Origin of the sequence: Methanolobus sp., from assembly GCF_016278385.1 — an archaeon.
GTDB lineage: Archaea > Halobacteriota > Methanosarcinia > Methanosarcinales > Methanosarcinaceae > Methanolobus.
In genome coordinates this window covers 130,719-152,425 of sequence record NZ_JADQBY010000028.1, presented here as the reverse complement: position 1 = coordinate 152,425, position 21,707 = coordinate 130,719, and the positions used below count along the sequence as shown (strand labels likewise).

Below are 21,707 nucleotides of genomic sequence, written 5' to 3'. Positions count from 1 at the left end.
TCTTCGGGAACTCTGGATCGCTGCCAACTCACTCATTAAATTACTAATAACTTTTCAATATATTCCGGTTCGAATCCGGGTTTTTGTTTCATCGCTTATGATTTATCTTGGGAGAGTTTAGCGGCCATAGCGGCAGGGAGATTCCTGTACCCATACCGAACACAGAAGATAAGCCTGCCAGCGTTCCTTACTGTACTGAAGTACGAGAGTCTTCGGGAACTCTGGATCGCTGCTAACTCACTCATAAACTAACTAAAAATACTATTTTTCTAATTGATTATCACTAACTAATCTATTTGCTATTCTGATATTTGTCCGTTTTCTGGTATAATTAATACTGTTGTTTTATTCGGATTATGCATGCTTATAACGATGTATTCTATTAGCTATGTTTTCATCTCTATCAATACTGATACAAAAGTAACTCTAAAGTAGGATAAAAGCTTCCATATGACATGGGTGTTTATCTGGGGAAAAAAGTTATTTTTGTTTATAATGCTGATAGTGGAATTTTTAATTCAATTGAAGATTACGTCCATAAAATCGTTTCGCCATCTACATATGGTTGCAATCTGTGTGGCCTTACATACGGTAACATGGGCATGAAAAATAACTGGAAGCAATATATTTCAGGACAGAAATACCCGGTAGAATTTCTCCACAAGGATGTTTTTTTCAAAAAATATAATCTTGACAATGTTTCATTTCCATGTGCTTACATTGAATACAATGGTAAGATTGAACTTCTGATAACTTCCGATGAGATTAATTATCTTGGAACACTTGAAGAGTTGATGTTATTGGTATCTAAAAAACTGGCAGATATTTCGGATTGAACACGCTTGTTAGCATGAATCGATTGTTTTCTATAAGGGTTTATTGCATCTGGTCAGATTTGACAATGCTTTATTTGGTTCTCTTACTATATTCTTAGCAGGGATTTTATCATCTGATATCTCAGGATTTATTTTAGAATATGTTATAGCATTCATCTCCGTTCTTTTCCTTGGCATGGGTTCTTTCGCTGTAAATGACTATTTTGATCATGAGATCGACAGAGCGAATAGCAGGACTGATCGATCAATTGTACAGGGAACCATTGAGAGAAAAACAGCTTTGTATGCAGGTGTAGCCAGTCTTATTCTTTGTGTTGTAGTATCCATGAGACTAAATCAAATTGTTTCTTCGTTCCTTATTTTTAATGCTATTCTCTTTTGTGCCTATAGTTATTACTTTAAAAAATTCTTACTCACTAAAAATATCATAATTGCTTATAGTTTCTTTGCCATAATTCTTGTTAGGACACTGATATCCGATTCTGTTCTAGAGCCGTTGATTTTGTACTATGCGATTATGGGTTTCATTGTTGGGCTGGCTTTTGAGATTATGATTGACATAAGGGATATGGAGGGTGACAGGCAATCTGGTATATAATCCCTTCCGTTAAGGACATCTCCAAAGTTTGCTGCATTTATTTCTGTTATTCTGTATACATCAATTATGATACTTGATCCACTTCCTTATTTTGTAAATATAGATTCTCTCCTTTACCACGACCTTCTATTTCTGGCGCTGATCATGGTTCCTGTGGTGCTCTATATTGTTATATCAAAATCTCTTCTAAAGGACATATCGAAAAATAATACTCTCAGATTAAGAGCAAGGACAATCAATATTATGTAGTTTGGTTCACTTGCATACCTCTTGGGTTACCTTTTGTAGTCATCATAAAAGGGTTAGTATAAGTCCGATTTTTAGTCCAATTTTTGATTTCATCCAAATATGCTTTATCTTTGTAGTATTGGTTGAATAATATAATCAAAAGCACCTATATAGCATAAGATATCTAAATAAAATGTTTCTCTCTTGTTCAGTAAATGAGGTTTCATAGGCCTCATTTTACTTTTTTTGATGTTGTTATCTCAATAGATTCACTCATCCTTGTATCAGGCTTGTCTGATATTTGGGCATTTTCCTTTTTCTTTTCTCCGTTGGTCGCTCCTCATTCTACTCCTGTCAACTGAATACTCTCAACAACTGTCGGAAATGATTATACGGATTAACAACCAATAGTCCTAGGATTATTATACTGTGGGGAATCAGATGAAAGAATATGATCTTATTGTAATAGGTACAGGCTCTGGGATGAATTATGTCAGTGCAATGATGGACGCCAATACTGAAATGAAAGTTGCTCTTATTGATAAGGATGAACCAGGAGGAATCTGCCTTACAAGAGGCTGCATTCCATCAAAGATGCTCCTCTACCCTGCAGAGCTTGTAAGGGATATTGGCAAAGCAGGCGATTTCGGCATAAAAGCATCAATCGAAAGTGTTGATTTTAAAGCAGTAATGGACAGGATGCGTACTTCAATATCAGAAGACATTGAAGGTATCAGGCATAGTTACACTCATATTCACAGAATGGATTTCTACAATGAAGTGGCTGAATTTGTTTCTCCCTATACCATGAAAGTTGGTGAGGAGACTATCAGTGCAAAAATGATATTTCTGTGTACAGGTTCAAAGCCTGCGATCCCACCTGTAAAAGGATTGAATGAGATTGATTTTCTTACAAGCGATGAAGTGCTTGAATTGACCGAACTTCCATCCAGCCTTGCTATAATCGGCGGAGGTTACATTGCAGCCGAATACGGACATTTCTTCTCGGCCATGGGTTCAAAGGTTACTGTTATCGGCAGAAATGCCCAGTTCATTCCGGAAGAGGAACCGGAAGTATCTACCCTTGCAAAGAAGATGATGTCAGAGTACATGGAAATTCTGACCGATTATGAGGTTGTGGAAGTAAGATCCTCATCCGAAGGTAAAACGGTGATTGCAAAACATCGTCAGACCGGCGAGGAAAAAGAAGTCATAGCTTCTGATATACTGGTTGCCACTGGCAGAAGTCCTAACACTGACATACTAAAACCTGAACTTGGAGGGATTGAAACTGATAAACATGGCTGGATAAAGGTCAATGAACACCTTGAAACTTCCATGGAAAATGTGTGGGCCTTTGGTGATGCAAATGGAAAATACCTTTTCAAGCATGTTGCAAACCATGAATCATCAGTTGTCTATTACAATGCCGCCCTGAAAAAGAAGGTAAAGGTTGACTATCATGCGGTTCCTCATGCTGTTTTTTCCTATCCTGAAATAGCCAGTGTCGGAATGACTGAGAAACAAGTCATTGACACATATGGAGAAGGGAATCTGGTGATCGGTTTTTACCGTTTCCAGGAAACCGCAAAAGGAGTTGCAATGTCCTTAGGTGATGAATTTGTGAAAGTTATCCTTGATAGCAAAGCCCAGAAGATTCTCGGGGCCCACATAATAGGCCCGCAGGCTTCGGTGCTTATCCACCAGATAATCCCTTTAATGTATACTGAAACCCAGGACATCAATCCGATAATGTATGCTATGGATATCCATCCATCACTAAGCGAGGTCATCAAAAGGGCATTCTATTCAAGGATACCTGCCAATGAGTATCATATGATAATGCAGGCTTATGGATTGGAAGAAGCAGAATAATTTAATAAAAAAGAAAAAAAGCGAGAGAACTTTAGTTCTCTCCAATCCATTCACTTACTTTTTCTGGATTTGCATCCACCCATTTCTGGGCAGCTTCCTCTTCAGACATACCATCTGAAAGGTCTGTCATAACAGACTGAATGTCATCATGGGTCCACTGGAACCTGCTTATGATTCCATAGAGTTCAGGGTCATCTTCTGCAAGACCTACTCTTGCAAGAGTCTCAACATGATCTGCCTCGCCATAAATTCCATTTGGATCTTCAAGGTATTTCAGGTCAAAGCTGTTGAATGCCCAGTGGGGTGACCAGAGTGTAACAACGACCCATTCTTCATCTGCTATTGAGTTCTTAAGTTCAGCTGCCATACCAGCACTGCTGCTTGCAACAAGTTCGTAATCAAGACTATAGTTCTCGATTGCAGTTTCTGTTGTTGACATTATTCCAGCTCCAGGGTCGATACCTATGATTTCGCCATTGAACTGTTCCTTATTATCATTGAGTTCATCGATTGAATCGATGGTTACGTATGTTGGAACAACCAGACCAATGCGGCAGTCTTCAAGGTTCACTGCAACACTGTCAATGTCATTTCCATATGTTTCCCAGTAATTTTTCTGGGTTTGTGGAAGCCATGCAGAAGTTGTAAAATCAAACTGACTGTCTGCAAGTCCCTGGTAGAGTGCACCAGCATCCATAGAAATGATCTCCACATCATAACCTGCCTCTTCAAGGACAAGTTTCATGACATTGGTACTGGCTATCTCGCCATCCCATAGTACATAGCCGATAGTTGCTTCCTTTGTAATAGCTTCTTCTGTTCCGGTATCTCCGGTTGTATCCTGGTCAGTACATCCACTTACCATGACAAGCACGGCAAGCATTATGAGTACTGAAAGGATTTTTATTTCTCTTTTCATTTTATCACAACGCTTTATATATTTATAAAAAGACCATGAAGGTCTGTAAATATCAATTGATCCTATTTTTTGGGTGTAAGGCCCTGTGTAAGCCTGTCAAGTACGATTGCAATGATTACAATTGCGAGACCTGCCTCAAATCCCTGGCCGATATCCACTCTTTGAATGCCTACAAGTACCTGATAGCCAAGTCCTCTTGCACCAATCATAGCTGCAATGACGACCATTGAAAGTGAGAGCATGATACACTGATTCACACCTGCCATAATCGTTGGGAGTGCAACAGGCAGCTCCACTTTGACGAGCTTTTGCATCGATGTTGTACCAAATGCATTTGCAACCTCGTTCAACTCAACAGGAACCTGTCGGATGCCAAGGTTAGTAAGGCGGATAGCTGGTGGCATTGCAAATACTATAGTTGCAACGAGTCCGGGGACATTACCCAATCCGAAAAATATCACTGCAGGAATAAGATACACAAAAGAAGGCATTGTCTGCATGAAGTCAAGTATTGGTTTAACTATATGGAATGCAGTTTCATTCTTTGCGGTTAGGATACCTGTTGGAATGCCTACTAATAAAGCAACGAGGGCAGACGATAGCACAAGAGCCAGAGTTTCCATGGAAAGTTTCCACAGGTCCATATTATCTATTAGCAAAAATCCGATTGCGGTTCCTACTGCAAGTTTAAGGTTCTTTCTGGAAACAAAATAAACAAAGATACTGATTATCAAAATGAATACGATAGGTGGTAAGAATAATAATATATCCTTGAATCCGGATATGAGGATATCTATGAATTCACTGAAGATATCCATCAAAAAACCGAAATTATCATTCAGCCAGTAAACACTTGATTCAACAGTTTCCCCAATTGGAAGTTCAGGTAAGGCCATTTGAATCCTCCTCCTTTATCGCCAGAGCACCAAGTATGCTACCTCTGACTATAACTCCTATGATCTTCTGACTATCATTCACCACAGCTAGCGGGAAATTGCTATCTGTCATCATCGGGATTATATCCATAATCGGCAGGTCAGGTGCAACTATCTGCACGTCTGTTATCAATACATCGTGCAACGTTTTCTTATCCTTAACAGCTTGAACAGCATCATCAATGAGAAGTATGCCTTTGATCTTTTTTTCAGGATCAACTACAAATATAGATGATATCCCATGTTTTTTCATGAGTTGCATTGCAACTTTTAGCCCAGCATTGATAGATACCACCGGTTCCGGTCGCTTCATGACATTTTCTGCTGTGAGTATTTTTGTTCTGTCTACTCCGGCAACGAATTCTGATACGTAATCATCCGCAGGGTTTGTGAGTATTTCCTCTGCAGTTCCTATCTGGGCGATAACTCCGTCCTTCATAATTGCGATACGGTCTCCCAGCTTCAGGGCTTCGTCCAGGTCGTGAGATACAAAAACAATGGTTTTTTTGAGTTTGTCCTGAAGTGCGATCAATTCATCCTGCATCTCAGACCTTATTAGAGGGTCAAGCGCACTGAAGGCTTCATCCATTAACAGGATATCAGGGTCAGTTGCAAGTGCTCTTGCAAGTCCCACTCTCTGCTGCATTCCTCCACTCAATTGCGACGTTTTGCTCGATTCATACCCTTTAAGTCCTACTTTGGAAATGGCTTCCTCAGCTTTGATATACCTTTCATCCTTTGAGATCCCCTGTATCTCAAGTCCGAAAGCCACGTTATCAATGACAGTTCGGTGTGGTAAAAGTGCGAATCCCTGGAACACCATGCTCATTTTCGTTCTTCTGGCTTCCCTTAGGTCTTTACTATCCATGGTGGCAATGTCATCACCATCAATGAGGATATGTCCGTCACTTGGGTCGATAAGACGGTTTAGGCAGCGTAAAAGAGTTGATTTTCCTGAACCAGAAAGTCCCATGAGTACGAAAGTCTCACCTTCGTAAACGTCAAAGCTCACATTATAAAGACCTACGGTCTGTTTAGTCATTTCAAAAATTTCCTGTTTTGAAATTCCTTTTTCTATTAAAGAGATCGCTTTCTGAGGATTCTTACCAAAAATCTTGATAAGATTGCGAACTTCTAATTTCTTTTGTCTACTAATTTTAAGACCTCAATTTTAAGAAGATTACTTGAACTATCTTCTTTAGTTCTGATTGGACCACCCTATATTAATGTATCGTTTTAATGTAGATAAAAAAGGCTCTATTAAGTTCTATTTTTAAAAAAGAAACTCACATAGAATCTATTTAGCCTATTTTTAAAAAGGAACCCTACATAGAATCTTTAATTCTTCCATATATAACAAGCAAGTACCACGTAAAGTATCTTATGCTTCAAGTTATATCTGAAAAATGAAGATGAGATTTTAATTCTAAATCAACCATTTTTTTACATATTTAGGGGAGATTGGAGATATTGTTGATAAGCTAAAGAAGGTAATTTCTACTGAGCATGATATCTGAAAAGCCTTTTTAGTAACTGAAATTTGATTGGTAAATTGTAAAAAAAGAAAATAAAAAAGTTTATGCTTTTCTTATATTGCTATAATACATGCACTCATCACTGGTAAACAGTGGCATCTCAATATCATCTTCAACTACCTGAACTGGTGCTCCTCTTACAAGCACAGCAGGCACGCTTTCCCCGGCTTCTCCCATGAGCAGCTGGGCAGCCGATACAAGATTGTCAGCAATTGCTTTGCGGGTAATTATCATTTCTTTTCCAAAAAGGTCCAGTGTACCTCTGGCATCTTCAACAGGTACCATGCCTGAGGTTCCAAGAGCAATACCAACACAGCCAAGTCTCAGGGGTTGAGTACGGCTGTCTCCAACAATGACTCCTATCTTGCATTTGCAGCGGTCCTTTATTTCCCTGCGTATCCTTCCTGCACTTTCCTGTGCATTCTCGGGGAGAAGGACCACATAACCTTCCGGTGCATTCGAACCGTCTATGCCGGCATTGGGTGCTAGTGTTCCCTTTGTGATGGTAAGTGCAGCTCCCGGAACGCCCCCGAAAATCTCGTCGCATTCCTGAAGTATGAGTTCCATTTCCCTGGCGTCAAGCTGATACTCTTCTGCCAGTTTGTTCGCTTTTTTCCCGGGATTTACATCTGCAAGACAAACAAGGCGTCTCTCGGATGTTGCAAGTGGTGATTCGGCAATAATAAGAATGTCATTATCCTGGAATTGCATTCCCTGTTTTTCAAGGGAAGCAATTATGATCTCTGCAATATTGTCTCCTGGTCTTATTAGCGGGGTTTTTATGCCGAACATCTGCATGGATGGAAAATCTGCCTGCATCATTATTCTCCTAACAGGTAACTTTTCATAATCTTTATTGCGCAATAATCTCCACACATGGAACATGGTCCCCCATCTTCAGGACCCATCTGTGCAGGCCTGTCGGGATCAATGGCAAGTTCTGCCTGTCCTTTCCAGTCGAAAGTTGCTCTCTTTCTGGCAAGCATGAGATCACTGTCACTTAAACCATATTTCATGGAGTCCCCGATGTGGGCTGCTATCTTAAAAGTGATAAGTCCTTCTTTTACCTGCTCAGGGTTTGGAAGTGAGAGATGTTCTGCAGGAGTTATGTAACAGAGATAATCAGCACCTGCGCCACTTGCCATGCTTGCACCCACAGCTCCTGCTATATGGTCATACCCGACTGCAATATCGGTTGGCAAAGGCCCTGCTACAAATAACGGGAAGTCAGCTTTTTCTTTGTACAATCTGACCGAATCCGGTATCTCTGATGCCTGGATGTGCCCTCCCATTCCGTTTATGATAACCTGCACTCCCATATCATTTGCTCTTTTTGCAAGGGCGGCATTAGTCTCTATCTCCATCAACTGGGCACTGTCTTTCAGATCATGGACACAACCGCTTCTCATGGTATTACCGAGTGAAAGGACAACATCGTTCTCCCGGAGTATCTGCATTATCTCATCAAAATGTTCTATGAATGGATTCTCACAATCGTTGAGAAGCATGAAGCTGCTGGTAAAGGAGCCGCCTTTGGATACCATACCCATGACTCTGCCGGAGCCTTTGAGATTTTCCAGCATTCTCCTTTCAACACAATGGATAAGTACTGAACTGACTCCCTCTTCAACATGTTTTTTGAGGTATGAAAGGATGTCATCAAAAGTGACATTGTCCATTCCACACTCAACAATCGTCTGGTAGATGGGAACGGTTGTAACAGGAAGCTCTGTGTTCCCAAACACCATCTTTCTGATGGCTGAGATATCTCCTCCCATGGAAAGATCGGTAATGGTCGCTGCACCATATTTCTGCGCGTTCTTCACCTTTTCCATTTCGGATTCAGGGTCAATTGCGGCTGAAGATGTTCCGAGGTTCACATTGATCTTGGTGCTGGCACCTTTGCCAATGGCAATAGGCGGACATCCCTTGCGTGTCATTATCACAAGGCTGCCATTTGCAACTCTCTCCCTGACAAGTTCTTCATCCATTCCTTCTTTTTTTGCAACTTTAAGCATCTCTGGTGTGAGGGTGCCATCCTTTGCATAGTCAATTTGCGTTTTTATCATTGGTTGTTCTTCCTGATGCCAGCCATTCTTAGTATGTTTGCTGTATTATCGTGTTTCCCAATGGGCATTATGTGGATTCCACGGCAGAGTTTATTTATTTCATCTATAGCTTCTGCACATATGGACATCCCTTCATCGATAGGTTTCTCAGCCTTTTCGATCCTATCTATAATTTCAGCAGGTACATTGATTCCCGGGATATTCTGGTTCATAAAACGTGCCATATTTGCGGATTTAAGCGGTATGACCCCGGCAATTATCGGAACATTGATATCGCCGATGGATTCCATGAAAGTTTCAAACTGCCCTATATCATAAACAGCCTGGGTCTGAATGAAGTCAATTCCTGATTTTGCTTTTTTCCGCAACTTCATCATCTGTGCGGTTTTCGAAGAATCAGTGTTTGTAACAGCACCCACCACAAAATCCGGTGGATTTTCTATTTTGTTCCCTGCAAGATCACAGCCTTCCTGCATATTTTTAATGATTGCAAGAAGCTGCACGGAGTCCAGGTCATAGACCGGCTTTGTCTGTGGATGGTCACCCTTCGTGGTGTGGTCCCCTGTCATCACACAGATGTTCCTGATGCCCATTGCATATGCCCCGAGCAGGTCGGATTGCAGTGCAAGCCTGTTCCTGTCCCTGCAAGTAAGCTGCATAATTACTTCATGACCTGCATCCACCAGTGCTTTGCTAACTGCAAGCGGGCTCATACGCATAATAGCCTTCTGGTTGTCGGTAACATTGAGTGCGTCAGCCCAGCCCCTGAGAAGTTCAGCATCAGCAAGAGATCCTCTCAAGTCGGTTCCTTTCGGGGGGCTGACCTCTGCTGTGATTAGAAAATCTGTTGATATGAGCTTGTCTTTGAAGGTTCGGAACATCGGGGAATTATATGTGTGTCTGGGTTTTAAAATCATCGCAACAGGCAATCAAGTCTTTCTTTTAAGAGCAGGTATTTCTGTTCATTTTCTGGATAGAGTTTAATCTCTCCGGGGTTGATGTCTAATTTGATAGCTTTTGGGTAATGGGATGCTTGATGTGCATTGTAAAAAAGCATCGTGAACAGTATAGTAGGAAAGATTGAAATTGCGATATTTATTGAGTTGTATATTCCGTATGATCCTATCATCCTATAGCTATCACTCAGATACATTATTGTGAATAACAGTATTATGAAACTCATTATTGAATAATATGATTTCCTGTATTTGTATACGCTATTATTGTAACTGACTTCTCCGTTTATTCTTTCTGCAGATATTTTGACTTCCCTGAAGAACGGTTTTTTAACAAATACCGAGCCATTATAAAGTGAGATCTCATGACGTGACATTAAATAGAATGCAGTCAACATCATACCATATATCAGAACAACACTGAGATATGTCCAGATGCCTCGATATAGATGATCGATCAAAGAGATGATGATGAAAGCTATTATCGTCGCTATAAAAGCACCCATGAATTGAAAGTCAACCATGCTCATGGGAACTCGCATTTCGATGATATCGTCTGAGGTGTCCCCATTAATCCTTTGTGAGGATGGTTGTGATTTTGGTGAATAAGCTTGATTTCTCTGAGTCATTAGTTCTCCTGCAGATTTCTGTTAATCATCATCTGAAAATCTTCGGGGTTATATGCATAGAATTTATATTTTCCAGTGCCTGTGATCACTTCTAAAATAGAAGGGAAACTGAGCCTTCTTTCCATATTGATGAATAATGAGCAAAAGAACACTATCAAAATAGAACCGGACAGAACAGAATGGAGTAGTGCTTCTGTAGGATAGTTGTTCAGGATATTTCTCTGGATAGAATGATAGGTGTTAGAGGTAAGATTCATTAAAAGAGCTACCATTATGGCACACCATAAGATTCGATACGTATGATGGATATTTTTCTTGATATGAACCTGGTTATGATATCAGGATTTGATATGAGTTCATCATGACCTTGCATTTCTTGGTACACTAGGTTCTCACACTACTCTCTATATTTATATGAGAATATGTGCTAAATATTTATCAACTTATTAATGTTTTATAGCCAAAACTTCCATTTGTCTGGAGCAAATGAAACTTATCTGAAGTAAAATAGTGTTTAAAATCAAAGAAATTGTATGCTCATTTTAATTCCAATTATCAGTTACTGAACAGATACAGATAAAGTAAACCACCTATCACCCATCCAAGTGGGTAGAGAATAGCTCTTTGAGGTGTTTGGTTTAATTCTCCTAACGTTTCCCACAAACCTTTATATTTGTGATTTTTGTACTTCTTAAGGTAAAAGGGGTATAATGACAAAAATGATACTACGGCGGTACTGGCTAATACTGGTCGATGTTCATTATTTCACCTTTTCTTTATGTTTCTGTGGCACTAAGATATGCATCTTCCAGTGAAAGAGAATTCTCAATGAGTTTGAAAACCTGTCCTCCATTGTCTACAATTAATTTGTTGATCTCCGGTTTTACATCTGTTTTAGAGTTAACATATATCTCCAGAATATTCTTCTCTTTTAATCTGGTGTCCACAACATATTCCATGTTTTCTACCAGTGATACTATTTCAGGGGACATGTTGTAGATCCCAACTGTAATTACTCCGTTTGACTCAAGCTGCCTTATGTCTCCAATTGCACCTTCAGTGATGAGCCTGCCACTCTTCAGGATTCCGACGTGTGTGCAGATCTCCTGCAATTCCAGAAGGTTATGGGATGAGACTAGTATTGTAATTCCATTATCATTACACTCGCGAATTATCTGTTTGACCTGCCTAACTCCAACAGGGTCAAGACCATTTGTGGGTTCATCCAGAATAAGGATCTTAGGATTATCTAGCAGGGCCTGTGCAATGCTTAGTCGTTTTTTCATACCATGGGAAAAAGAACCCACTTTTTTTGTCATCTCATTTTCAAGACCAACACGTTCCAGCAGAATTTCTGATTGTTCCTTTGCTTCACTCTTGCTAAGACCTTTCAGTCTGGCAAAGTAATTCATCTGGCTAAGGGCAGTGCGTTCATTGTAAAAATCAGAGTCTTGTGGGACGAGACCTATTATACTTTTAATTTTGTCTGCTTCCATATGCATATCCATATTTTCAATAATTATCTGGCCTTCATCGGGTATTGAAAGTCCTGACAGTATTTTTATGGTAGTTGTTTTTCCTGCACCATTTTGTCCCAAAAAGCCATATATGCTTCCCTTTTCCACATTTAGGGACAGATCTTTCAGTACATATCTTGCTTCGTATTTTTTGTACAGGTTCTTAGTGGAGATTGCCGTTGTCATTATAGTTCTCTCCTTTTAAATGTGAATACATCAATGGATAAAGTAGCAACTATAAAGAGTAGCATTGATAAGAGGTTCTGAACTACAGTGGAATACTCACTTATCTCGTAAGTGTTTTTCATAATTTCTGAAACTGCAAAACCGTAGTGATAAGGGGTTATATATTTCAAATACTCTGTTCTTCCCTGCACGGAGAAGTATATAGTTATTCCCAGTAATAGTGCAGACATTGTAAATGCCATCTTGCTGCTTTTTGAAAGAGTTGAAACAAAGATGAAAAGACTGGTGAAGCAACCTATGTACAGGCTTGAGAATATCCAGAAAAGAAACATTCTCTCCAGATCAAAGGTGCTAAATGACTGGTAATTGTACATTTGTCCCATGATGGCAACAACAAGAGCAAAGAATGTGAATATCAGGAATGAAAATAAAAACTTGGCCAGCACAAATGATTCTCTGTCTATTTTTGAAATTATATATCTTATTGTTCCTTTTTCTACTTCACCACTGATACTGTCAAATGCTGTTATTAATATGAAAAAAGGTCCTAAGAGCAATATTATCATGAAAGAAATATAGGTATACGGAATTCTTGAAGGATCTGAGAACAAGAATGGCAGTGATGGACTATAGCGCATTGCCAGAAAACAAATGAATGCCAATGCTCCACTGAAAAACCACACATGCTTGCTTTTTACTCCTTTAAACATCTCGTCCAGGGTAACAATTCCTATTTTTGATATGTTCATTTTGTGCCTTTCCTAAGTTTTAGCTGTATATTGGTATTTTTTAATTACGCTCATTGATTCTTTCTTTGTAACACTATACTGGCAGCTCAATATGCACAATTTATTAAGTATCCTGTTTTAGTATATTATCGTATCATAATGGCAAGTAATGCAAAAGTTGATGTTTCTCATCTAACTCACGTAATACCAATCTGTGTGGGGAGAATCTGTAAATTAAACCCGCATATCTCACTATATTGTTATAACGTGTGCTTCGCCAGTTATACTTTACTTTATTAACTTTTGATGGCAAAATAATATTATCTTAAAAAATAGTACTATTTCTCAGACTGATCATTTAGTTACTTCTTCCGCAATCCAGATCCTGTCCAGCAGGTCAAGCCTTCCGCTCTTCTCAAGCTTGTAGTAGATAAGCTCCCAGGCACAGTCCTTTTCAGGATCCACTTCACACTTCCCTTCAATAGCTCCACCACAGGGACCATTCAAAAGCTGTTTCGGGCACTGTCCTTTCGGGCAGATTCCGCCAAAATAATAGACATTGCAATTCCCGCACATGGCGCAGAGTTCAGGAACCACTTCTCCAAGTGACTTTCCTCCAAGGGATTCAGTATTATTAGAAGGGTATACCGGCACGTTTGCAACTGCCGATATAATAGAAACACCGCTACCACATGCCATTACAAGAATGGTCTTTGCATTCTTTACGGCAGGATTTTTTTCAACTAGCGCATCAAAGGATCCTACACTGCAGGCAGCACTTGGAATCACCCATCCCACTACATGTTTTCCTGCGTCTTCTAGTCGCCTGCTCATCTCAAGGACCTCGGGTTCACCTCCAACATGTATCTTTGCAGCACATGCATTGCAGCCTACAATAAAGATGTCATCTTCATCTTTTAATAGTTTCAGTATTTCTTCAAAGGGCTTTACAGATGAGATTATCATGTTTGCCTCATATTTCTCTCAGGTAACGATGTTCCACATCCATATCATTCTCAAGAGCCTCTGCTATCATCTCCGCAATGAGAGGGAGCTGACGTGCCTGGAATGAGAGCTTGTGGACAAGTTTCTCGAATTGCAGGAGTGTACCTATTATGATCACATCTGTCTTTTCAGTTTCATGGGATACGGCATCACGCTCAAGGGCAGCATCGCCACCTCTGGCCAGTATCTCCTGCTTGATTATCAGGGCTTCAGTAGTCGTGATATTGTTCACACGTATCACTTTACTTATGGTCTTGTTCTTCATGACCTTAGCACCTGTGCCTGTGACGCCCATACTTTTCATGAGATATTCAGCATCATCAGGGTGAACAATGTCTATTATGGATACTTCAAAGTCCCCGGATCTCACAGTATGTTCTTTTTTCCTCATTGCTCTTGCAACTTCAACAACGTCCTTTGTTTCGGGGATGTCATGTGTCCTTATGATATGTGCTCCTTTGTGAACAACGATCGCCGTTGCTGCCAGGCTACCGTATAACCTTTCACTTGCCGGTTTATGAAGTACAGCATCAATGCAGGATTTCCTTGAAATGGCCGCAAGAAGTGGTTTCTGGAATACTTTAAGGCTCTCGAACTGGTCGATGGTCTCAAAATCAAATATCGGGTCCTTTTCAGGGATCCATTTTCCGATGGCAGGGTCCAGTATGAGCTTATACGTATCCATTCCCTTTGAATCTGCTTTGGCAATAATGGATGCAAGGCAGTCCATGATGGCATCCATACCAATGGGATCCCCGGGAATTTCCTCTGATGCCATAACAACTGCAGGACAATCATATTCTACCACAACATCGATCATACGCGGGTCGGCGGTAAATCCCGAAACATCATTGATAATATCTGCGCCGTGTTTGAGGGATTCTTCTGCAACACTGGCATATATCGTATCCACGGAAACGAGAGAGTCTACATTGTCCTTCAGGATATCCAGGGCAGGTATCATACGGTTCAATTCTTCTTCCTCTCCAATTACAGGATTTGCAAGAGGCCATGTTGATCGAGCGCCTATGTCCAGCATGGTTGCACCGCTGTCAACCATTTTCTGTGCTGCATCAAGAAGAGAATCAGTACTAACAACCGAACCCTTGTAGAAGGATTCCTTGCTCAGGTTGATAACTCCCATTAGTCTTACAGGGTGCTCATCACCAACCTTCAAGCCGCATATATCTACATCAACAACCATTATTCAACCTGGTAGCATTAATTCAGGGTAAGATACGTAAAATAAATCAGACAAAATAGTATTAAGTTGATAAAATATAAATGTGCTTCTCAGGCATTTTTTGCTGCCGTAAGCACATGTTCCATAAGGATGGCGATGGTCATTGGTCCAACGCCTCCGGGAACCGGGGTTATGAGTGAAGCCTTCTTCACCACATTATCGAAATCAACATCACCATATACCTTACCGTTCTCTTCGGTGATACCCACATCAAAAATGACCGCACCTTCTTTTATCATATCTGCTTTGATAAGATGCTTGACGCCAGTTCCCACAACAAGGATATCGGCATCAAGGGTGAATTTCTTCAGGTCATCTGTGAAAACATGGCATACAGATACTGTTGCATTCCTGTTCACAAGCATTGCTGCCATGGGTTTTCCCACCACATTGCTGTGTCCGACAATAACTGCATGTTTACCCTGTATTGGCACATTATACTCTTCCAGTGCTCTTATAACACCTTTTGGAGTGCAGGGTACAAGACCCTCCTCACCTATCAGGAGTTTGCCCATATTGTATGCGTGGAACCCATCAGCATCCTTTGTAGGATCGATGGCGAGCATTGCAGACTTATCATCAAGATGTCCTGGAAGAGGTAACTGAAGGAGGATTCCGTGTATGTCCTCCCGTAGGTTCAATTCCCAGATTCGTTCCATGAGTTCTTCCTGGGTGGTGGATTCAGGCATATTGTGGTCTTCTGCATGTATGCCGACCCTTTCACATGCCTTGTGTTTAAGGCGCACATACATCTTGGATGCAGGGTCCTCGCCTACAAGTATTGTTGCAAGTCCGGGAGTGATTCCCTTCTCTGCCTTAAGCTGGTCGACTTCCTGCTTTACCTGTTCTTCCACTTTCTTTGACAGGCTTCTCCCATCTATTTTCCTAGAATCGTAGTTCTCTTCTGTCATGATGCAAACACCTGTGATATTGTCCCTATACAGGATTGCGTTTTAATGGTTTATTACTTATATATGGGGAATCCACTGCAAAGCTGCTCAACATCAGAGCTGATTCCATGGAGGACTGTGTCATTATTGAGGTTGTTGATAACTTCTGTTATGAATCCGGCAATCTCCTTCATCTGGTCTTCCTTCATTCCCCTTGTTGTTGAGGCGGGTGTGCCAATCCTGACTCCACTTGTGATGAACGGACTTCTTGTCTCGAATGGGATGGTGTTCTTATTGAGCACAATGCCTGCCTTGCTCAGAGCAGCTTCTGCTTCCTTTCCTGTGATGTCGAACTTGTTCAGGTTCAAAAGCATTACATGGTTGTCCGTTCCACCTGAAACGATATCAAATCCATTCTTCTGAAGTTCTGTTGCCAGGATACCTGCATTCTTTACGGTCTGGTACTGGTCTGCCTTGAAACTCTCTCCAAGTGCTTCCTTGAATGCAACAGCCTTTGCTGCGATAATATGCATGAGTGGCCCACCCTGGATTCCAGGGAACACAGCCTTGTTAAGTTCTTTTGCATATTCTTCTTTGCACATGACCATTCCTCCCCTTGGACCTCTGAGGGTCTTATGGGTAGTTGTTGTTACAAAGTCTGCGTAAGGCACAGGGCTTGGGTGTGCCCCGGCAGCTACAAGTCCTGCGATGTGTGCGATATCCGCAAGCAGGTATGCTCCTACCTCATCAGCTATCTCTTTGAATGCCTTGAAATCAATTGTCTTTGAGTATGCTGAAGCACCACAAACTATCATCTGCGGTTTGTTCTCTTTTGCCATTTCCATCAGTGCATCGTAATCAAGGGCTTCTGTTTCCTTGTCAACACCATATGGAATTATATTGTAAAGCTGTCCTGCAAAGTTCACAGGGCTTCCGTGTGAAAGGTGACCACCGTGTGTAAGGTCCATGGACATTATAGTGTCACCGGGTTTGATTACTGAGAAATAACATGCCATATTGGCACCGGAGCCTGAGTGTGGCTGGACATTCACATGTTCAGCACCAAATATCGCCTTTGCTCTCTCAATGGCAAGGTCTTCTGCAATATCAACAAATTCGCATCCGCCATAGTAGCGTTTGCCTGAATATCCTTCTGCGTATTTGTTTGTCATTACAGAGCCCTGTGCTTCCATTACAGCGCGGCTTGCATAGTTCTCTGATGCGATCAGGTTCAACTTGTAATCCTGACGGTTTGCTTCCAGCCTGAGGGCTTCTGCAATATCCGGGTCAATTTCTAAGATGTAAGACATTGTTACCAACCGTTATATTTGAAGTAATATGTTTGTGAAAAACTTCCTGGTTTAACCAGTAATATATGAGTGTCAATTTATGTGTGTACTACAATTCGACCTTCCACTTTAAGTTTACCCTCAACGAATAGTTTGACTGATTCAGGGAAGATATTGTGTTCCTGCTCAAGTATTCTTGCTGCAAGTTCCTCAGCAGTATCCGTATCAAGTACAGGTACACATTTCTGGATGATTATGGGGCCTGTATCCATTCCTTCATCAACGAAATGCACCGTGCATCCGCTAACCTTTACACCGTAGTCAAAAGCCTGCTGCTGTGCGTGTAATCCTTTGAAAGAAGGGAGCAGGGCAGGGTGGATGTTTATGATTCGGTTTCGGTATGCTGAGATGAGGTCCTTTCCTATCAGACGCATATAGCCTGCAAGAAGCAAAAGATTTACATCGTTATCTTTTAGGACTTCCAACATTTCTTTTTCGTATTCCTGCCTATCGGAGTAATCTGAAGGATCTATAAAAACATCGGTGATTCCATGGTTTCGGGCACGTTCAAGTGCATAGGCCTCCCCAACATCGCTTATGACTACAGCTACCTGTGCGTTTTTAATGTAGCCGCTTTCGATATTGTCTATAATAGATTGAAGATTTGATCCTCTTCCTGAAACAAGTACTGCGATGTTGATGGTCATTGTTAGTTCTAAAAGGGATTTCTGTATATTAGCGTTTTGGATTTGTAAATGATGACTGTAAATATAAAAAAGAATGGTCAAAAATTAAACATGATACTGCAGATCATATCTCCGTATTGTGTTTCTTTGTCCTTTCGTTTATGAGGTCTGCCAGTTCATCAGTACCTGATAACTTGTCAAGTTCACATTTTTCAATAAGAACGGTGTTTTCAACTGTTTCTGACTTGATATGTCCATTTATGATAAAGACTGATTTCGTCCTTGTAACGCACGATATACTGCTCATGAGGTCAGCACGCTTTATCATTGCGCTGCTGTATGTACTGACACCTGTAAGAATAGTATCTGATGTATCTTTTGATATTGCCTTAAAAGGTGCCTGGCTCGTTGACATTACCTGGTAACCAAGGGTATGGAGCATGTTGAGGATTCCATCGTCAGGTTGTGGCTCTGATTTTTTTTCCACAGGCATTTCAACAGTGACATTCTTCTCAAAACGACGGAGTATATCAATGGATTTTGCCAGAGCGACATCCAGCAGTTCCTCAAGTTGGAGGACTATATCTATGGATGCATCCATGCCACCCTCTTCATATTTACTGATGGTCCTTCTGGATACTCCAAGTTCGGTGGCAAGGGCTCCTAATGACATGTCGGTCCTCTTACGGGCTTCTTTGAGTACATCACCATCTATTGAAACATAAAGTCCGCCAGGTGCTGCTGATACGAGAGGGGGGACTTCCTCTACAAAATAGTCATAAAGGGTTTGAACACTTACTGCAGGGATATCATAGCGCATGTAAACTACGCTGTCTTCAAGCATCTGGTCCCGGGTCTTAGCACCTATAAGTATTGCAGTCCCACCAAGATAAAGTGCAAGACTTTTCATTTCCCTGGCTGTTTCTTCATTCAGTCCGTCAATATTGTACAGAACTTTACAAAAAAGAAGAATTTGATTATTCCTTGCTGCAAGATCAAAGCTTCGAGGTCGAATATTGCATCTCTTTGATACAATGAAGCCTGCTTGCTGTAATACATCAACTATCTGATGTATAAGGATTTCTTTTGTCATGACTAAATAGGCATTGTTTGCACATCTATATAAACGTGTCCGGAAGCTGTCTGTTTTTACTATTGTGCACGGTGTTTTCAAAATTTCAATGGGAGTAGTGTAGGAAATTATTTTTCACGTATCCTTTCTATTCTCTCAAAAAGTAGTTATGCAGTAGTTGCTGGAAACTTGGGTTGTGAAGAGGATAAGGGTGCAGAATTGCACGCACTTCTTCCGATAATCGAAGAAGGTAATATCTGATTTTTAGAGAATCATTTAACAATAATCAATCATATCAGATATTGTCCAATGAGCAGTGAATACACTAAAATGATTATTGGCATTGACGACACAGATTCTCGGGAAGGTATGTGTACTACATATCTCTGTGCCCTTTTAAGGGATGAGTTGTCATCTTTTGCGAAGATCATAGCAGATCCTATACTTGTTCGCCTTAATCCTACTATTCCATACAAGACCCGTGGGAATGCATCAGTTGCATTGTTTGTGCAGTGCAGGGAGCCAGAAAAAGTAGTGGAACATGTAACCCAAAGGGTCGCTTCCATGGCATGCATGGACAATGAGAACACCAATCCTGGTATTGTATTCATTACAGGTGAGCAGTTTGAAATGGTAAGAAACAGGCTAAGTGATTTTTTCAGGCGTGCTGTTAAAGAAGTTATCGCAATAGATGAAGCAAAAAAGCTGGCTTGTGACCTTGGACTTCGTTTTAAAATATTCAAGAATGGCCGTGGACTTATAGGTGCTCTGTCTGCTTGCGGTGCAATGCTTGACCCTGAGTGGGACCATACATATGAGTATCTGGCGTACAGAGAAAAAGATGCCTGGGGAACTCAACGTATTGTTGACGGCAAATCTCTTTTTGAAGCAGACCTGCACACATATCCGGATACATGGGATACAGTGGATTTAAGAAATGATATGGTTGTTTGTGTACCACACTCCGGTGATCCTGTTCTTTATGGAATAAGGGGAAAGGATGCATCTTCGGTGGAAAAAGCCGCATCTTTTGTAATCTCCGAACCGGTGGAACGTATCTGTACATATCGTACAAACCAGGGTACTGATATGCATCTAATTGCAGTTCCAAAGATAAGTGAAATAGAGGAAATGCATTCCTATATCCTTGAAGGCAATGTCTGCTGTGAGCCTGAGACTATCAGGGGTGGGCATACTATATTCCCTTTACAGGATGATGAAGGGGATACTATTGATTGTGCAGCCTTTGAGCCAACAAAGAATTTCAGGGAAATGATTCGTAAAATCATTCCTGGTGACAGGGTTGTGGTTTATGGCAGTGTTACTGAAAAAACAATAAATATTGAAAAAATAAAGGTTATCAGGCTTGCTGCAAAGTATGAAACGTTCAACCCCGTCTGTCCTTCTTGCGGTAAGCGAATGAAATCTGCCGGCTCCGGTCAGGGTTACAGGTGTAAAAAATGCGGTACCAGTTCTTCGGTTACAGAAAAGTCTAAAATAGAAAGGGAACTTGAACCTGGATTCTATGAGGTGCCGCCCTGTGCCAGAAGGCATCTTGCAAAACAGCTTCTGAGATTTGAAAAAGAGAATGTGCCCGTTTTCCCGGCCAGGTGATTGATTTTAATTGTATTATCTAAGGGACTTTAGTTCTGCTATGGCAGGAGCTTTCTGCTTATGCAGGTTCACATTGACGCGTTTTATTACGGAATCACGCTGTGTGTTTGTAAGTCCAAGTGTGTTCTGTGCAACCTGTGGAGTTTCTCCCTCCAGTAAAAGTGCAAGGAACCTATCTACCAGTTCGTAGGTGATACCCAGTTCGTCTTCATCGGTCTGGTCTGCCCATAATCTTGCAGATGGTGGTTTGCTGATAATTTCCTCCGGAATGCCCAGAAGAGCTGACATTTCCCTGACCTCTGTTTTGTAGAGATCTCCAATTGGTTCAATGTCAACGCCACCATCGCCGTATTTTGTAAAATATCCTAAGAGTATCTCAGTTTTGTTGCCTGTACCCATTACCATTCTTGACATAGTGTTCGCATAATAATAAAGGATACACATGCGTGTCCTGGCTTTGAGATTTCCGTTTGCATGTGAATTTGAAGGTGAGCTTTCAGGAATTGTGTTCATGTATCCGGAAAGTATCTCTGAGATATCTACTGTCTTGAATTCAATGCCAAGCCTGCTTGCCACTTCGGTCGCATCGAGTACATCTTCCGCAGGTGTCAGGGTAAGTTCCGGCATGTGTATCCCAAGTACATTCTCTTTTCCCAGGGCTTCAACCGCCAGGTATGCTGTAAGTGCGGAATCTATACCTCCGCTAATTCCGACAACTGCCCCTTTTACACCTGCTTCTTTTGTTTTTTCTCTGATGAATTCAACGATGATATCTTTAGCCTTAGAGATGTCCATAGTATCAAGCCTTTCAATCTTTTAATTGTGAATGTTCTCAATTATACTTATCTGTTGGTTTTTGATGAAAAGAGTTTGATGCGTTCTTCGGTTATGTCATAG

The 21,707-nt window shown here is 41.0% G+C and carries 22 protein-coding genes and 1 rRNA gene; 6 read left to right on the top strand and 17 right to left on the bottom strand.

Features of this window, described 5'->3' with window-relative positions; all coding sequences use genetic code 11:
- Window positions 1-116: 116 nt before the first annotated feature.
- The 5 genes from rrf to QZZ23_RS11735 all read left to right on the top strand — a co-directional run bounded on the left by rrf (window position 117) and on the right by QZZ23_RS11735 (window position 3,537).
- Window positions 117-238, top strand: a 5S ribosomal RNA gene (rrf, locus tag QZZ23_RS11755).
- Between the two features lie 217 nt (window positions 239-455).
- Window positions 456-836, top strand: coding sequence for a hypothetical protein (locus tag QZZ23_RS11750; RefSeq protein WP_292470338.1), 381 nt, complete (start codon window positions 456-458; stop codon window positions 834-836).
- Window positions 837-879: 43 nt separating this feature from the next.
- Window positions 880-1,434, top strand: a complete 555-nt coding sequence (locus tag QZZ23_RS11745) for a UbiA family prenyltransferase (RefSeq protein WP_292470337.1) — start codon at window positions 880-882, stop codon at window positions 1,432-1,434.
- Window positions 1,435-1,500: 66 nt separating this feature from the next.
- Window positions 1,501-1,683 (top strand): hypothetical protein, encoded by a 183-nt coding sequence (locus QZZ23_RS11740; RefSeq protein WP_292470335.1) that lies wholly within the window; start codon window positions 1,501-1,503, stop codon window positions 1,681-1,683.
- A 420-nt stretch (window positions 1,684-2,103) separates the two neighbouring features.
- On the top strand, window positions 2,104-3,537 hold the full coding sequence (locus QZZ23_RS11735) for a dihydrolipoyl dehydrogenase (protein WP_292470334.1): 1,434 nt from the start codon (window positions 2,104-2,106) through the stop codon (window positions 3,535-3,537).
- 31 nt (window positions 3,538-3,568) lie between these two features.
- Here the strand turns inward: QZZ23_RS11735 and QZZ23_RS11730 are convergent, their stop codons facing one another.
- From QZZ23_RS11730 to QZZ23_RS11655, 16 genes are all read right to left on the bottom strand, one after another.
- Window positions 3,569-4,456: a glycine betaine ABC transporter substrate-binding protein gene (locus QZZ23_RS11730; protein WP_292470333.1), complete on the bottom strand. Its 888-nt coding sequence runs from the start codon at window positions 4,454-4,456 to the stop codon at window positions 3,569-3,571.
- 62 nt (window positions 4,457-4,518) lie between these two features.
- On the bottom strand, window positions 4,519-5,352 hold the full coding sequence (locus QZZ23_RS11725; RefSeq protein ID WP_292470331.1) for a proline/glycine betaine ABC transporter permease: 834 nt from the start codon (window positions 5,350-5,352) through the stop codon (window positions 4,519-4,521).
- Entirely contained in the window at window positions 5,339-6,433 is a 1,095-nt protein-coding gene (locus QZZ23_RS11720; RefSeq protein WP_292470330.1) for a glycine betaine/L-proline ABC transporter ATP-binding protein, read from the bottom strand. The genes QZZ23_RS11725 and QZZ23_RS11720 overlap by 14 nt, the downstream gene beginning before the upstream one ends.
- Window positions 6,434-6,968: 535 nt before the next feature.
- Complete coding sequence (gene cofE / locus QZZ23_RS11715; protein ID WP_292470329.1) at window positions 6,969-7,745, bottom strand: coenzyme F420-0:L-glutamate ligase; 777 nt, start codon at window positions 7,743-7,745, stop codon at window positions 6,969-6,971.
- A 2-nt stretch (window positions 7,746-7,747) separates the two neighbouring features.
- Entirely contained in the window at window positions 7,748-8,995 is a 1,248-nt protein-coding gene (gene thiC / locus QZZ23_RS11710; protein WP_292470327.1) for a phosphomethylpyrimidine synthase ThiC, read from the bottom strand.
- Entirely contained in the window at window positions 8,992-9,876 is an 885-nt protein-coding gene (locus tag QZZ23_RS11705; protein ID WP_292470326.1) for a methylenetetrahydrofolate reductase, read from the bottom strand. Before QZZ23_RS11705 ends, thiC begins: the two co-directional genes overlap by 4 nt.
- A gap of 32 nt (window positions 9,877-9,908) precedes the next feature.
- A complete protein-coding gene (locus QZZ23_RS11700; protein ID WP_292470325.1) occupies window positions 9,909-10,580 on the bottom strand; it encodes a hypothetical protein in 672 nt (223 codons plus the stop codon).
- Entirely contained in the window at window positions 10,580-10,852 is a 273-nt protein-coding gene (locus tag QZZ23_RS11695) for a hypothetical protein (protein WP_292470324.1), read from the bottom strand. The genes QZZ23_RS11700 and QZZ23_RS11695 overlap by 1 nt, the downstream gene beginning before the upstream one ends.
- 504 nt (window positions 10,853-11,356) lie before the next feature.
- A complete protein-coding gene (locus QZZ23_RS11690) occupies window positions 11,357-12,283 on the bottom strand; it encodes an ABC transporter ATP-binding protein (RefSeq protein ID WP_292470323.1) in 927 nt (308 codons plus the stop codon).
- On the bottom strand, window positions 12,283-13,032 hold the full coding sequence (locus tag QZZ23_RS11685) for an ABC transporter permease subunit (protein ID WP_292470321.1): 750 nt from the start codon (window positions 13,030-13,032) through the stop codon (window positions 12,283-12,285). Before QZZ23_RS11685 ends, QZZ23_RS11690 begins: the two co-directional genes overlap by 1 nt.
- A gap of 333 nt (window positions 13,033-13,365) precedes the next feature.
- A complete protein-coding gene (locus QZZ23_RS11680) occupies window positions 13,366-13,977 on the bottom strand; it encodes a methylenetetrahydrofolate reductase C-terminal domain-containing protein (RefSeq protein WP_292470319.1) in 612 nt (203 codons plus the stop codon).
- 7 nt (window positions 13,978-13,984) lie between these two features.
- Window positions 13,985-15,220, bottom strand: a complete 1,236-nt coding sequence (gene folP, locus QZZ23_RS11675) for a dihydropteroate synthase (RefSeq protein ID WP_292470317.1) — start codon at window positions 15,218-15,220, stop codon at window positions 13,985-13,987.
- An 89-nt stretch (window positions 15,221-15,309) separates the two neighbouring features.
- Window positions 15,310-16,170: a bifunctional methylenetetrahydrofolate dehydrogenase/methenyltetrahydrofolate cyclohydrolase gene (locus QZZ23_RS11670; RefSeq protein ID WP_292470314.1), complete on the bottom strand. Its 861-nt coding sequence runs from the start codon at window positions 16,168-16,170 to the stop codon at window positions 15,310-15,312.
- Between the two features lie 53 nt (window positions 16,171-16,223).
- Window positions 16,224-17,459 carry a serine hydroxymethyltransferase gene (glyA, locus tag QZZ23_RS11665; protein WP_292470310.1) on the bottom strand — a complete coding sequence of 412 codons (1,236 nt, stop codon included), beginning with the start codon at window positions 17,457-17,459 and terminating at the stop codon, window positions 16,224-16,226.
- Window positions 17,460-17,536: 77 nt separating this feature from the next.
- A complete protein-coding gene (gene purN / locus QZZ23_RS11660; protein ID WP_292470307.1) occupies window positions 17,537-18,145 on the bottom strand; it encodes a phosphoribosylglycinamide formyltransferase in 609 nt (202 codons plus the stop codon).
- A 103-nt stretch (window positions 18,146-18,248) separates the two neighbouring features.
- Window positions 18,249-19,217: a transcriptional regulator gene (locus QZZ23_RS11655; protein ID WP_292470305.1), complete on the bottom strand. Its 969-nt coding sequence runs from the start codon at window positions 19,215-19,217 to the stop codon at window positions 18,249-18,251.
- A 288-nt stretch (window positions 19,218-19,505) separates the two neighbouring features.
- Here QZZ23_RS11655 and QZZ23_RS11650 point away from each other — a divergent pair, with 288 nt between their 5' ends.
- Window positions 19,506-20,810, top strand: coding sequence for a tRNA(Ile)(2)-agmatinylcytidine synthase (locus QZZ23_RS11650; protein ID WP_292470303.1), 1,305 nt, complete (start codon window positions 19,506-19,508; stop codon window positions 20,808-20,810).
- Window positions 20,811-20,825: 15 nt separating this feature from the next.
- Here QZZ23_RS11650 and QZZ23_RS11645 read toward each other — a convergent pair whose 3' ends face one another.
- A complete protein-coding gene (locus QZZ23_RS11645) occupies window positions 20,826-21,605 on the bottom strand; it encodes an NAD+ synthase (protein WP_292470302.1) in 780 nt (259 codons plus the stop codon).
- Window positions 21,606-21,707: the final 102 nt, after the last annotated feature.